Genomic DNA, 12,868 nt, shown 5'->3' with positions numbered 1-12,868 from the left:
TCCCTACCCCTTGATGTGCAACACGCAGATCAGCGTGAACAGGCGGCGGGCGGTGTCGAAATCGACCGCGATCTTACCCTCCAGCCGCTCGCGCAGCATTTCCGCCGCGTCATTGTGGATGCCGCGCCGGGCCATATCGACCGTCTCGATCTGGGCGGGCGAGGCATTGCTGATCGCCTGATAGTAACTGTCGCAGATGGCGAAATATTCGCGGATCGGCCGGCGGAAGCGGCCCAGCCCCAGGATGATGGCTTCAAGCGCGCTGTCATCCTCGCGGTTAATCTCTATCACCAGCCGCCCGTCCTCGACCCGCAGCACGACCTTGTAGGGGCCGGCATAGCCGTCGGCATGGACGCGCTGCGGCGCGAACATATTATCCTCCAGCAGGTCGAAGATCGCGATGCGCCGTTCCTGTTCGACGTCGGCATTGCGCCACAGGATCGTCCGCTCGTCGAGCTTGATGTCTATGATGCGCGGGTCGGCCATATTGCGATCAGCCTCAGTGCGGCGGCAGGCCGCGAAATGCAAGCGGGAGTTATCCACAGCTACCCATCGTCGTTTCGACCTTGGGCCTTGCGCAGGAACGGCGGGCGGAGGAATAGAGAGCCATGGTCGAACTGGTGAAAATGAATGCTGCCGCCGAAACCGGCGCGCCTGAACTCCCTCGCAATGTGGAGGCGGAAGCGGCGCTGCTCGGCGCGCTGATGATCGACAACCGGCTGGCGGAGGATGTCCAGCTCAAGATCAAGGCGGAGCATTTTTTCGAGCCGATGCATGGTCGTATCTATGATGCGATCATGAAGCTGCTGGACCGCGACATGGTCGCCAACCCGGTGACGCTAAAGCCGATGCTGGATCAGGACCCGGCGCTCAAGGAACTGGGCGGGGCGGGCTATCTGGCGCAACTGACCGGCAATGGCGCCGCGCTGATCGGCGCGCGCGATTTCGCGTCGCAGATTTACGATCTCGCCTTGCTGAGACAACTTGTCAGCGTTGGTCGTGAACTGGTTGAAAATGCGATGGATACGAGCGAGGATGTCAATCCCCGCGAACAGATAGAGGCAGCCGAAGTCGCGCTCTACAAAGTGTCCGAAGGGGAGGGCGAAAGCGGGTCGGTCAAAAGCTTCCTCACCGCCTCCACCGCCGCCGTGCAGGTCGCTGAGCGCGCGCTCAACAGCGGCGGGCATGTGTCGGGGATTACCACCGGGATCAACAGCCTCAATGCCAAGATCGGTGGTCTGCACAATTCCGACTTGATGATCCTGGCGGGACGTCCCGGCATGGGCAAGACCTCGCTTGCCACCAACATCGCCTATAATGCCGCGTCGCGCTGGCTGCGCGACAATGCCGACGGTATTCCGCCGGAAAAGAATATGGGGGCCAAGACCGCCTTCTTCTCCCTCGAAATGTCCGCCGACCAGCTGGCAACCCGCGTGCTGGCTGAGCAATCGGGCATCAGCGGCGAAGCGCTGCGCATGGGCAAGATCAGCCGCGCCGATTTCCAGAACCTGTCCCGGGCCGCGCGCGAGTTGCAGGAACTGCCGCTTTTCATCGACGATACGCCGGGCCTGACCATCGCGGCGCTGCGTACCCGCGCGCGCCGCTTGAAGCGCCGCCATGATGTCGGCTTCATCGTCGTCGACTATCTCCAGCTGTTGCAGGGGACCGGACGCGGCAACGAGAATCGCGTCAACGAAATTTCGGAAATTTCCCGTGGTCTCAAGACCTTGGCGAAGGAACTTCATGTGCCGGTGCTGGCCCTGTCGCAGCTCAGCCGCGCGGTTGAACAGCGTGAGGACAAAAGGCCGCAGCTTTCCGATTTGCGCGAATCCGGCTCGATCGAACAGGACGCAGACATGGTCTGGTTCGTGTTCCGCGAGGATTATTATGAAGCGGCCAAGGAACCCAAGGTCGAGGATGAGGCCGCCTATGCCGTCTGGCGCGAAAATATGGACCGCATCTACGGTCTGGCCGAAGTCATCGTCGCCAAGCAGCGCCACGGTTCCACCGGTCGCATCCGCATGAAATTCGACGCCCGGATCACGCGCTTCTCCGACGTGGCGGACGATAGCTATCAGGATCTGGATTACGAGTAAGCCAATCCAAATGCACCGTTATTCCCGCGAAGGCGGGAATCTATCTCCCAACGACTGATATTGGCGCAAGGTCGGGAGATGGATCCCCGCCTTCGCGGGGATGACGAGTTTAAGAGTTAGGCGCTCACCATCTTCGCCCGCGCCGCGACCCTTGCCTCCAGCATCGACAGCGGCATTGCGCCTTCCTCAAGGATGGCGTGGAACTGCTTGATATCGAAGCGATCGCCCATTGCAACCTGCGCGGCGGCGCGCGCCTTGCTCCATACGCCATGGCCGACCTTGTAGCTGGTCGCCTGGCCCGGCTGGGTGCAATAGCGCTCCACTTCACGCTGGCAACGCGCCTGGGTGAAGCCTGTCTTTTCAACCATATAGGCCGTGGCTTTCTCACGGCTCCACTGCTTTGAATGAATGCCGGTGTCGACCACCAGCCGCGCCGCGCGGAACAGGAAGGATTGCAGATAGCCCGCCCGGTCTAGCGGGGTCGCATAGCCTTTCAGCTCGTCCGACAATTGCTCGGCATAGAGCGCCCAGCCTTCGCTATAGGCGCTCATGAAGGCGGTCTTCCGTAGCATCGGAATATCGCCCGCCGTCTGCGCCGTCGAAATCTGGAGGTGATGTCCCGGTACGCCTTCATGATAGTTCAATGCGGGCAGCGTATATTTGGGCCAGTCGCCTATCGCCTTCAGATTGATGAAGAAGATCGCCGGGCGCGACCCGTCGAGCGCGGCGCGATTATAATAGCCGTTCGACGCGCCATCCTGAATCTCGACCGGCACCGCGCGGATTTCGAGCGGCGTATCGGGGATGGTCGCAAAGGCCTGCGGCAATTTCGCCTGCATCAGCTTGGCTTCGGCATTGAGCGCGGCGATCAGGTCGGCGCGGCCCTGCGCCGTGTCGGGATAGACTTGCGACGGATCGGCGTTGAGCGCCGCCAGACGTTCGCCGATCGTCCCCTTGCTATAGCCTGCCCCTTGCAGGATCGTGTCGAGTTGCGCGCTGATATCGGCAACCTGCTCCACCCCCATCGCGTGGATGTCCGCCGCCGACAGGTCGGTCGTGGTCGCGCTCTTGAGCGCGGCGGCGTAAATCTCCTCGCCGCGCGGGGTGCGCCACACGCCATCGCCTGCCGCCGTCTTGCCGCGCAGCCCCTCGATCATCGCGATCTGCGCGTCGAGCGCTGGGTAGATGCTTTTCTCGACAATCGCTGCCGCCGGTCCCTGCCAGTCGCCCGCTATCCCCTTGGCCGTCGCGCGCTTGACCAGCGACTGGACCAGGCTGCTGCTCGCGGCGGGCTGATCGCGCAACTTCTTCATCTGCCCCAGCGTCAGGTCGAGCGACCAGCCCGGTGCCAGATAGCCCCGCGCCGCCTCGTCCCGCTGCATTGCGCTATCGGTGCGCAGGTTGCGCGCGAACGCCTCCAGCCGCGCCAGATAGGCGTCGCCATCGGCGGCTGCATTGATGGTGTGGGCGGTGTTCAGGAAATCGGGCGTCGAAAAATAGCTGCCGCCCTGCTGGAAGATGCGATAGGGGCGCACTGCACTGTTGAGGCCGAAAGTCGCCGGGGCGACCGTCTGCTGCCCAAGCGAATAGAGGATGACGTCAAGGTTCAGTCGCTGCGGGTCGGACAGGCTGGCGGACGTGAATCCCTCCAGTTCCTTGATCGCCGCCTGCGTTGCGGCCAGCCGTTTCATCATCGCCGACTTGCTATTGTCGTCCAGCTGGCTCTTGGCCCCGGCCCGCGCGCCCTTGTCCAGACCCAGGCTGGTGACGAAGCTGGGCGACAGGTCCAGTTGCCTCTCGAAAATGGCGGTGAAGGCCGCCGACAGCCGCGCATCGTCGCTGCCCTGCGCGAAGGCGCGGGGGGCAGCGACGGCGATGGCAACGGCGCCGGAGGACAGCAGAAAATCACGACGGTCCATGGCTGGGACTCCCTTATCTTTGAATAAGGGAGACTCTTAAGCCGCTGATGCGATCCGTCCAGAGGCTTGTAATATTGTTGCGTGCGGTTCGGCCTGTTTGGGCAGGACCATGGCGGCGGGTGTCAGCAGATGGGCCTCCAGCAGGTCCAATATATGGCTATCCTCCTGCGCGTCGAACTTGCGCGCGAACAGGTCGGGGCTGAGCGTCAGCCGCAGTGCGTCGCGGGTCACGAATGTCCGGGGGCGCAGCTTGATGTCGCCATCGGGAATCCAGTCGATCGTGCGCAGATCGTCATTGACCTGTTTGTCAGGGGCAAAGGCGTTCATCATCACCGTCTGGAAAAAGCCTTCATCGGCAATCAGCGTACGGCGGTAGAAATTCTTGAATTTCAGCGCGGCGGGATCGCGGCAGACAAAGGCGCAGAAATCGCGCGTGACCGCCTTCCACTGGGTGCCGATATAGGGGGTGATCCCGGCCATGCGACGGCGTGGGATGCCGGTACGCACGATGCGGTTGAACGCTTCGATGAAATAATGGCTCAGCCGGTTCATCGTGTCGGGGCGGACGGCCTGCTGCGGCACGGCGCGGATGAACTCGGTGCCGTCATGCGCGGCCAGATAGTCCGCGATATAGGCTTGTGACTTCAGCGGAAAATCCTGCCCGCTCAAATTGATGAAATAGCGCCAGTTCGCGCCCATCTCCAGCAATTTGGCCATGCCGCGCAGTTCGGCATCCACCAGACTATATCCGCCCCACAACATCTTGCGCGACGGCAGCATCGCGACATTGGCATAGGGTTTGAGGAAGGCGGCAACATCCGCCTGCATCGTGGCACCCGATCGATGATCGACATGGATCAGATAATGATTGCCCGGCACATAGATGGCGCGGAACATCCGCTTGAACTGTTCGGGAAAGCGGTGGACGAGGATGAGATAGGCGATCATGCGGGGCACACTCCATCAGGCGCGCAGCAGTCGGGTGACCGATGCGGTGCAGGTGTTTCCAGCCTTTTGGAAAATTATCGAAGCGAGAGGTTCGACCGGCATAGGGGGTTCAGGTCGAAGCGAGGCCGCCCCGGCCATATGCCGAGAACGGCATATAGGGATGATGCGCCGCGATTCTTAGGGGTGCCTATGAATGAGCAGGGACAATGCGGCATTGGGCATATGAATGTAATATTATTACCAATTCCTGGTCGATTAAATCGTCCCATATGCCGCCGGAGCGAATTGACAGGCGCTGTCGATCGACCCATATCGACGCCGCCGGGCCGAGTCTCGCGCAACCCTTTCAAGGACAAACCCCATGGACCCCGACAGTAGAAGTCGATCTAGCCGTCCGATAGCGTCAGTGGGTCGCTAAGGGGTTTTCCCTGTCCTCCCTCCTGAAGCTGTCGGCTCACCGATATTCAGGAGACAATCTATGTTCACCGCTTTTGCGCGTGAGGCTGACCGCCTCATCGCCCTCGATCTCACGCATATGGATCGCGATGTCGCGCATCCGCCCATCCTCTGGGCTGATATGGTCCGGCCGGAGGCGGCCGATGCAGCACAGGTTTCCACGCTTCTGGGCATCGACATTCCGACATTGCAGGAAATGGAAGAAATCGAACCGTCTGCCCGCCTTTATGAGGAGGATGGCGCGCGCTTCATGACCGTTCCCGTCGTGTCGGGGCCGGATGGCGAAGCCCCGGTCCTTGCGCCCATCACCTTCATCCTGGGCGCTGCGAGCCTGATCACGGTTCGGCATGTCGAATCCCGGCCTTTTGATCTGGTCATCGCCCGCCGTCTGCGCAGCAATGGCGCGACGACGGCAGAAACGCTGATGCTCGACCTGATGGACGCGATTGTCGATCGCCTTGCCGACATGTTGGAGCGCAATGCCGGTCAGTGCGACGCTGTCTCGCGCGAGGTGTTCGCGCACAAGGCTGCGGGTGGTGCCGGCGGCGGCGCGGAATCGCGCGATCTGGAAGCGATGCTGGGGCGCATTGGCCGGGAGGGTGACCTGCTGACCAAATTGCGCGAATCGCTGGTCGGGCTGGCACGGCTGCTATCCTATTGGAGCACACGCAGCCCCCGGGCCGACCGCGACCTGCGCGACCGGATCAAGACGCTGCAACGCGACGTGCAGGCGCTGACCGATCATGCGTCCTTCCTGTCGAGCAAGGTCAATTTCCTGCTCGATGCGACGCTGGGGCTGATCAATCTGGAGCAGAACCAGATCATCAAGATTTTCACGGTCGCGGCCGTCGCCTTCCTGCCGCCGACGCTGATCGCGTCGATCTATGGCATGAATTTCGACTATATGCCCGAACTGCGCTGGCATTTGGGCTATCCGTTCGCGATTGTGCTGATGATCATCTCGTCGGTGCTGCCCTTCGTCTATTTCCGCAAGCGCGGCTGGCTCTGAGCCAGGCACGAGGGGGCATGTCATGCGGACAATCCTCAAGCGACGCGCAGTCGCGCGCACCACATTTGTCGCCTGCCTGATCCTGCTGCCCGCGCGGCTGATGGCTGGCGGCGGCGCTCATGCGGTCGATGATGCCGGTGTCGAAACGCCCGGCGATTGCCATCTGGAAAGCTGGACCAGCGATCTGGGACGCGGGCAAAGCCTGCTCAACTTCGGTCCCGCCTGCACGCCGGCTACTGTGCCGACGCTGGAACTGGGCGCTACGATCCAGCGGCTGGGTCAGTCTGGCAAGGGGCAGTGGCTGGTCGGACCTGCACTGAAATGGGCGCTGCGCAGCGGCGGCGGCGCGCCGGGGGAGCGTGTGGGGATCGCGCTGGCCGGTTCCGCCCTGGTGGATGCGCGATCCGGGCAATTGGACAGTGCTGCCGTGCTGGTGCCGCTCACGCTGACGCCGATCGATCGGGTGACCTTCAACGCCAATGTCGGCATGGGGCTGGTGCGCGATGAGCGTGCGCATCTGCTCTACGGCGCGCAGATCCTATATAGTGCGACCGACCGGATCACTGTGATGGCGGAAACCTATGGCCGGCACGACCGGGCCATTGGTGTCCAGGGCGGCGCTCGCTGGACCTTCGATCGTGGCCGGATGGACATCGACCTGCTGGCCGCGCGCCCGCCGGGGCGCGGCCAGCCGGCTGCCTTCACTCTGGGCTTCACCGTCCGACGATAAATCTGTCAGAATACCGGCATGTTCGCAGGATCTTCGGGGTCCACCACCGGGATCGGCGTGACGGGCGAGTGGATGCCGCATTCCACCTTGTCCCAGCCACGCCAGCGGCCCGCGCGTGGGTCCTCGCCCGGCTGCACCTTGGACGTGCAGGGTTCGCAGCCGATCGACAGATAGCCCTGGGCCTCCAGAGGGTGGCGGGGCAGGGCGTGATCGGCGAAATAGGCCTCCAGATCATCCTTGGTCCAGTCGCCCAGCGGATTGATCTTGAGCCGCCCATCCTCGACCTCGAAGCGTGGCAGATTCTGCCGCGTCACCGACTGGAACGCCTTGCGCCCCGAAATCCAGGCGTCGAGGCCATCCTTGGCGCGCTTCAACGGTTCGACCTTGCGGATTTCGCAGCAGCCGTCGGGATCATAGGACCAGCGCAGGCCGGTTTCGTCCTTCTTGGCGATCACTTCAGCGATCGGCGTCACGGTGCGGCTGTCGGTAAAGCCGAAAGCGTTGATCAGCGTGTCGCGATAGGCCAGAGTTTCGGCGAACATCTTGAGCGTATCGACGAAGATCACCGGCACGGTCGGGTCCGCCTGCGCCACCAGATGCAGCAGCACCGCGCTTTCGGTGCCGAAGGAGGATACGACCGCGACATTCCCCGCCAACCCTTCGGCGAACACGGATTTGAGCATGTCCAGCGTGCCCACACCGTCAAAGCGCGCGTTGAGCGCGTCCGCGTGCGCCTGCGTAAAGGCGGGGCGGGCGTCGATGATGTCGAGCGTGCGGGCGGCTTCAGCCATTGTGTGTCTCCGGGTGCCGCTTGGCCCAAATAGGCGCGCGGCCATCGATCGCCTTTTGATAGACGTCGTCATAACGGTTGAGGGCGCGCTCGACGGCGGCATCGTCCAGCGCTTTGGCAGGATGGAAGCTGTCAAAGCCGCAGCGGCGCATGGCGACGATCTGGTCTACCAGCACATCGCCCACCGCGCGCAATTCGCCGGTATAGCCGGCCTCCCGCACGATGCGCGCCGCCGAATAACCGCGCCCGTCGCCATAGACGGGGAAATTCACCTCGATCAGCGATATGCGATCGAGATGGGGCAGCAATTCGCGCGCATCCTCGCCCGGTTCGATGCGGACGGCGGTGGCGTTGGACTGGCCGGTGAAGGATTCGACCGTCACAGCGGGTTCCTGCGTGGATTCGCCATCGCGGAAGGAGAGAAATTCAACCATCTTACAATTTCCGTTCGGGCTGAGCGAAGTCGAAGCCTTTGCCAGAGCGAAGCGAAGGCGCTTCACTACGTTCAGCGGAACCCTTCGACAGGCTCAGGGCGAACGGCTGTTGTGTATAATCAACCATAGATCGCCTCCTTGAAGGGCTTCATGCCGATACGGCGATAGGTGTCGAGGAAGCGTTCGCCGCTCTCCCGCTCCGCCAGATAGATGTCGGTGACCTTCTCGATTGCATCGACCACGCCATCTTCGGAAAAGCCCGGCCCGGTGATCTGGCCCAGCGAGGCATCTTCCGCGCCCGATCCGCCCAGCAGCAACTGGAAATTCTCGACACCCCTGCGGTCCACGCCCAAAATGCCGATATGCCCGGCATGATGATGGCCGCAGGCGTTGATGCAGCCCGAAATTTTGAGCTTCAATTCGCCAATCTCTGCCTGCCGCTCCGCCGCGGCAAAGCGCGCCGCGATCTTCTGCGCCAGCGGGATCGAGCGCGCATTGGCGAGCGCGCAATAGTCGAGGCCAGGGCAGGCGATGATGTCGGTGATCAGGTCCAGATTGGCTTCCGCCAGACCCGCCGCGACCAGCTTCTGCCAGACGGCGAACAGGTCCGCCTTCTTCACATGGGGCAGCACCAGATTTTGCGCATGGGTGACGCGCAGTTCATCGAAGGAATAGGCTTCGGCCAGGTCCGCGACCAGGCCAATCTGTTCCGCAGACGCATCGCCGGGGATGCCGTCGATCGGTTTCAGGCTGATATTGACGATCGCATAGCCGGGTGCCTTGTGCGCCGCGACCTGCCGGTCCACCCACAGCGCAAAAGCCCGGTTGCTGCGGTCGATCTCGTCGCTCAGGCCGCTCTCATAAGCGGGCGCGGCGAAGAAGGCGCGGATGCGGGCCAGTTCCTCGACCGGGGGATTGAGGCCCAGCTCGCGCATATGCGCAAACTCGTCCTCGACCTGCCGCTTATACTCCTCGACGCCGATTTCATGGACCAGGATCTTGATCCGCGCCTTATATTTATTGTCGCGGCGGCCATAGCGATTATAGACGCGCAGGCAGGCTTCCAGATAAGAAATAATCTCATCTTCGGCCACAAAGTCCCTGATAAGCGGCGCAACCATCGGCGTGCGCCCCATCCCGCCACCGGCATAGACTTCCGCCCCGACCACGCCGTCGCGCTCGACCAGTTTCAGGCCGATGTCATGCAGCCGCATCGCTGCGCGATCATCGTCAGACGCGATCACGCAAATCTTGAACTTGCGCGGCAGATAGGTGAATTCCGGGTGGAAGCTCGACCACTGGCGCAGCAATTCGGCCCAGGGGCGGGGGTCCGCCACTTCGTCGGCACTGACACCGGCATATTGGTCGGAGCTGATGTTGCGGATGCAATTGCCTGACGTCTGGATGGCGTGCATCTCGACAGTCGCCAGTTCGGCGAGAATGTCGGGCGCATCCGCCAGCTTGATCCAGTTATATTGCAGGTTCTGGCGCGTGGTGAAGTGGCCATAGCCCTTGTCATATTTGCCCGCAATCTCGCCTAGCTTGCGCATCTGCTTGCCCGACAGCGTCCCATAAGGAATCGCGACGCGCAGCATATAGGCGTGCAACTGGAGATAGAGGCCGTTCATCAGCCGCAGCGGCTTGAACTGGTCCTCGGTCAGCGCGCCGGTCAGGCGGCGCTGGGTCTGGTCGCGAAATTCCTCGACGCGGGCGTCGACGATGGCCTGGTCATAGCTGTCATAACGATACATGGTTCAGATCACCCACTTGCCGATGTCGGCTTCGGTTGGTTGTTCGATCAGGTCGGGGCGCACGGTCGGGCCGAAGGCGCGGATTCGGTCCTTGATATGGGCCGGGCGCACGCCATCCTCGCCAAGGGTCGCGTCGATCACATAGGCACCCACGACCCGCAGCGCGGCTTCTTCGGCGCGGGCCAGATCATCGCCATGCGTGCCGACATCGACCGCATCGCTCACCTGCCGCGACCAGCCATCGCCCGCCCACCAGATGACGTCGCCCGATGCCAGATCATTACCCGTCAAAATCTTCACGAACGCATCTCCGCCCCATATTCCTGTCTTTGCACCCATCCCGCCAGCACATCCTGCGCCAGCGCATAGCGCGCCACTTCTCCCACGACGATCAGCGCCGGGCTGACCACCGCCTCACGCGCCACCATGTCGCCAAGGTCGGCGAGCAGGGTGCGCAGCGTGCGCATATCCGCCCGCGTGCCATTTTCCAGCACCGCGACCGGTAAGCCAGGCGACACGCCATCGGCAATCAGCTTGTCTGCAATCTGCGCCGCCGTCGCCACGCCCATATAGATGACGAGCGTGCGGCCCTTGCCAGCCAGCCCCGACCAATCCTGATCGCGCAGTCCCTTGCACTGGCCCGCCACGAAGGTCACCGCGCTCGATGCGTCGCGATGGGTCAGCGGCAGTTGCGCCTGCGCCGCCGCGCCGATGGCGGCGCTGACGCCTGGTACGATCTCCACCGGCACGCCCGCCGCGCGGCACGCTTCCATTTCCTCGCCGCCACGCCCGAAAATGAACGGATCGCCGCCCTTCAGCCGCACGACAGACTCGCCCGCCAGCGCAAAGCGCACCAGCAGCGCGTTGATCGCCTCCTGCGGCATCGAATGGCGGCTGCGCTGCTTGGCGACGCTGATCAGCTCGGCATCGGGCGAGGCCAGCGCGAGAATCTCGTCCGACACCAGCCCGTCATGCACGATCAGTCGCGCGTCACGGATCAGCCGCACCGCCTTGATCGTCAGCAATTCCGGGTCGCCCGGACCCGCGCCGACCAGATGGACGGTGGCGGGTACAACAGGATCAGATACAGGGTCAGCCATGATTGGCATGTGGACAAGGTGCAGGCGAAGTTCAATTCAGAATGGGTATGGGGGGGATTAGGAAATCTTGTCAGGGCAGCGCGTCAATCGCCCATCGCGCTGATATCAATGTCCTTCAGCCCCACGCCGATCGACGCGCGCGGCTGCTCGATTTCCGCTGACACGACCGGATAGGCGCAATAATCGGCGGCATAATAGGCGCTTGGCCGGTGATTGCCCGAAATCCCGACGCCCCCGAACGGCGCAGAAGAGGACGCGCCATTGGTCGGCCGGTTCCAGTTGATGACGCCCGCGCGGACATTGGCCCAATACTGGTTATATTGGTCCGGCGTCCCGCCAATCAGCGAGGCTGACAGGCCGTAGCGCGTATTGTTCGCCTCCGCGATCGCATCGCCAAATTCAGCCACGCGGATCACCTGGAGCAACGGCCCGAACAGCTCGACATCGGGCCGCTCGGTCATGGCGGTCACGTCGATGATCGCGGGGCTGACGAAGGGCAGACCCTTTTTGGGCCGCACCATATGCTTGATCGGCTTGCCGCCATTGCTCATCAGCCACAGGAAACTCTCGGTCAGTCCGTCGGCAGTCTCATTGTCGATCACCGGACCCATATAGGGGGTCGGGTCGGCATGGGGATGATCGACGATCAGCCGGTCGGCTAGCTTCTTGACCTCCGCGATGAAGGCGTCCGCGAAGCTCTCCTTGACGATCAGGCGGCTGGCCGCGGTGCAACGCTGCCCGCTCGACAGGAAGGCCGACTGCACCACCAGCACGGCGGCGGCGTTGATTTCCGGCGTATCCCACACGACGATGGGGTTGTTGCCGCCCATCTCCAGCGCCAATATCTTGGATGGCTGCGCGGCAAATTGCCGGTTGATCGCGATGCCGGTCTGCGCCGATCCGGTGAACAATATGCCGCCGACATCGGGATGCGCCGCCAGCGCCTTGCCCGCGTCCGGCCCGCCCAGCAGCAGCCGCATCGCCTCGATCGGCACGCCCGCCTCATGATAGAGCTTCACCAGCATCTCGCCCACCGCAGGCGTTTTCTCCGACGGCTTGAACACCACGGCGTTGCCCGCCAGCAGGGCCGGAACGATATGGCCATTGGGCAGATGCGCGGGGAAATTATACGGCCCCAGCACCGCCATCACGCCATGGGGCTTGTGTCGCACCGATTGCCGCGCGCCGAGCGCCGCCTCCAGCCGCTTCTGGCCGGTGCGTTCGGAATAGGCCGCGACCGAAATATCCACCTTGGCCATCACGCCGGCCACTTCGGCATGGGCGTCCCACAGCGGCTTGCCCGTTTCGCGCGCGATCAGGTCCGCCAGCGCATCCTCGTTCCGCCGCACGACATTGACGAAGCGCCGCAGCGTCTCGATCCGGTAAGCGATGGGCTGCGCCGCCCAGCGCGGCCACGCCGCCCGCGCCCGCGCAACCTCCGCCTCCACATCCCCCGCCTCGCCCTGCCAAAGCAGGACGCCGGTGGCGGGTTCATGGGATGTCAGGGTTGCGGCCATGGCGCTGATATGACGGAAAAAGGTTAAGGAAGGAAGGGGGCGGGGCTGGGGGCGATGCGGGGATTTGCTCTACCGGTCTTTCCCGCGAAAGTGGGAACCCATGTCTCGTCACACAATT

12 protein-coding genes are annotated in these 12,868 nt (G+C 63.0%); 3 read left to right on the top strand and 9 right to left on the bottom strand.

Translation table 11 applies throughout. The features are described from left to right. Positions 1–3: 3 nt before the first annotated feature. Positions 4–486, bottom strand: coding sequence for a UPF0262 family protein (locus D0Z70_RS03055; protein ID WP_037488349.1), 483 nt, complete (start codon positions 484–486; stop codon positions 4–6). Positions 487–608: 122 nt separating this feature from the next. Here D0Z70_RS03055 and D0Z70_RS03050 point away from each other — a divergent pair, with 122 nt between their 5' ends. Beyond that, positions 609–2,096 (top strand): replicative DNA helicase, encoded by a 1,488-nt coding sequence (locus D0Z70_RS03050; protein ID WP_119743917.1) that lies wholly within the window; start codon positions 609–611, stop codon positions 2,094–2,096. Between the two features lie 116 nt (positions 2,097–2,212). Here the strand turns inward: D0Z70_RS03050 and D0Z70_RS03045 are convergent, their stop codons facing one another. Together D0Z70_RS03045 and D0Z70_RS03040 are read right to left on the bottom strand one after the other, a co-directional pair. Further along, the gene (locus D0Z70_RS03045) at positions 2,213–4,015 is read right to left on the bottom strand and encodes a DUF885 domain-containing protein (RefSeq protein ID WP_119743916.1); all 1,803 of its coding nucleotides are present in this window, start codon (positions 4,013–4,015) and stop codon (positions 2,213–2,215) included. 36 nt (positions 4,016–4,051) lie between these two features. Beyond that, positions 4,052–4,963, bottom strand: a complete 912-nt coding sequence (locus D0Z70_RS03040; protein ID WP_119743915.1) for a beta-1,6-N-acetylglucosaminyltransferase — start codon at positions 4,961–4,963, stop codon at positions 4,052–4,054. A 478-nt stretch (positions 4,964–5,441) separates the two neighbouring features. Here D0Z70_RS03040 and D0Z70_RS03035 point away from each other — a divergent pair, with 478 nt between their 5' ends. Then, on the top strand, positions 5,442–6,428 hold the full coding sequence (locus D0Z70_RS03035) for a magnesium transporter CorA family protein (RefSeq protein ID WP_119743914.1): 987 nt from the start codon (positions 5,442–5,444) through the stop codon (positions 6,426–6,428). A gap of 22 nt (positions 6,429–6,450) precedes the next feature. Next, positions 6,451–7,158 (top strand): hypothetical protein, encoded by a 708-nt coding sequence (locus D0Z70_RS03030; protein ID WP_119743913.1) that lies wholly within the window; start codon positions 6,451–6,453, stop codon positions 7,156–7,158. A gap of 5 nt (positions 7,159–7,163) precedes the next feature. Here the strand turns inward: D0Z70_RS03030 and D0Z70_RS03025 are convergent, their stop codons facing one another. The 6 genes from D0Z70_RS03025 to astD form a co-directional block, all read right to left on the bottom strand. Continuing rightward, positions 7,164–7,949: a phosphoadenylyl-sulfate reductase gene (locus D0Z70_RS03025; protein ID WP_119743912.1), complete on the bottom strand. Its 786-nt coding sequence runs from the start codon at positions 7,947–7,949 to the stop codon at positions 7,164–7,166. Next, entirely contained in the window at positions 7,942–8,382 is a 441-nt protein-coding gene (locus D0Z70_RS03020; RefSeq protein WP_119743911.1) for a DUF934 domain-containing protein, read from the bottom strand. Before D0Z70_RS03020 ends, D0Z70_RS03025 begins: the two co-directional genes overlap by 8 nt. A gap of 119 nt (positions 8,383–8,501) precedes the next feature. Then, positions 8,502–10,133, bottom strand: a complete 1,632-nt coding sequence (locus tag D0Z70_RS03015) for a nitrite/sulfite reductase (RefSeq protein ID WP_119743910.1) — start codon at positions 10,131–10,133, stop codon at positions 8,502–8,504. 3 nt (positions 10,134–10,136) lie between these two features. After that, positions 10,137–10,433, bottom strand: a complete 297-nt coding sequence (locus D0Z70_RS03010; protein ID WP_119743909.1) for a DUF2849 domain-containing protein — start codon at positions 10,431–10,433, stop codon at positions 10,137–10,139. Further along, the gene (cobA, locus tag D0Z70_RS03005) at positions 10,430–11,242 is read right to left on the bottom strand and encodes a uroporphyrinogen-III C-methyltransferase (RefSeq protein WP_420820356.1); all 813 of its coding nucleotides are present in this window, start codon (positions 11,240–11,242) and stop codon (positions 10,430–10,432) included. Before cobA ends, D0Z70_RS03010 begins: the two co-directional genes overlap by 4 nt. Positions 11,243–11,316: 74 nt before the next feature. Then, a complete protein-coding gene (gene astD, locus D0Z70_RS03000) occupies positions 11,317–12,750 on the bottom strand; it encodes a succinylglutamate-semialdehyde dehydrogenase (protein ID WP_119743908.1) in 1,434 nt (477 codons plus the stop codon). Positions 12,751–12,868: the final 118 nt, after the last annotated feature.

Origin of the sequence: Sphingobium terrigena (assembly GCF_003591655.1) — a bacterium.
Taxonomy (GTDB): Bacteria; Pseudomonadota; Alphaproteobacteria; order Sphingomonadales; family Sphingomonadaceae; genus Sphingobium; species Sphingobium terrigena.
The sequence above is the reverse complement of the archived record's forward strand: the minus strand, read 5'-3'. Positions and strand labels throughout refer to the sequence as shown.

Excerpts from the sequence above, each read along its gene's own strand:
- D0Z70_RS03045 (WP_119743916.1), bottom strand. The coding sequence starts at position 4,015 with ATGGACCGTCGTGATTTTCTGCTGTCCTCCGGCGCCGTTGCCATCGCC.
- D0Z70_RS03020 (WP_119743911.1), bottom strand. The coding sequence starts at position 8,382 with ATGGTTGAATTTCTCTCCTTCCGCGATGGCGAATCCACGCAGGAACCC.
- cobA (WP_420820356.1), bottom strand. The coding sequence starts at position 11,242 with ATGCCAATCATGGCTGACCCTGTATCTGATCCTGTTGTACCCGCCACC.
- D0Z70_RS03055 (WP_037488349.1), bottom strand. The coding sequence starts at position 486 with ATGGCCGACCCGCGCATCATAGACATCAAGCTCGACGAGCGGACGATC.
- D0Z70_RS03015 (WP_119743910.1), bottom strand. The coding sequence starts at position 10,133 with ATGTATCGTTATGACAGCTATGACCAGGCCATCGTCGACGCCCGCGTC.
- D0Z70_RS03050 (WP_119743917.1), top strand. The coding sequence starts at position 609 with ATGGTCGAACTGGTGAAAATGAATGCTGCCGCCGAAACCGGCGCGCCT.
- D0Z70_RS03030 (WP_119743913.1), top strand. The coding sequence starts at position 6,451 with ATGCGGACAATCCTCAAGCGACGCGCAGTCGCGCGCACCACATTTGTC.
- D0Z70_RS03040 (WP_119743915.1), bottom strand. The coding sequence starts at position 4,963 with ATGATCGCCTATCTCATCCTCGTCCACCGCTTTCCCGAACAGTTCAAG.
- astD (WP_119743908.1), bottom strand. The coding sequence starts at position 12,750 with ATGGCCGCAACCCTGACATCCCATGAACCCGCCACCGGCGTCCTGCTT.
- D0Z70_RS03025 (WP_119743912.1), bottom strand. The coding sequence starts at position 7,949 with ATGGCTGAAGCCGCCCGCACGCTCGACATCATCGACGCCCGCCCCGCC.
- D0Z70_RS03035 (WP_119743914.1), top strand. The coding sequence starts at position 5,442 with ATGTTCACCGCTTTTGCGCGTGAGGCTGACCGCCTCATCGCCCTCGAT.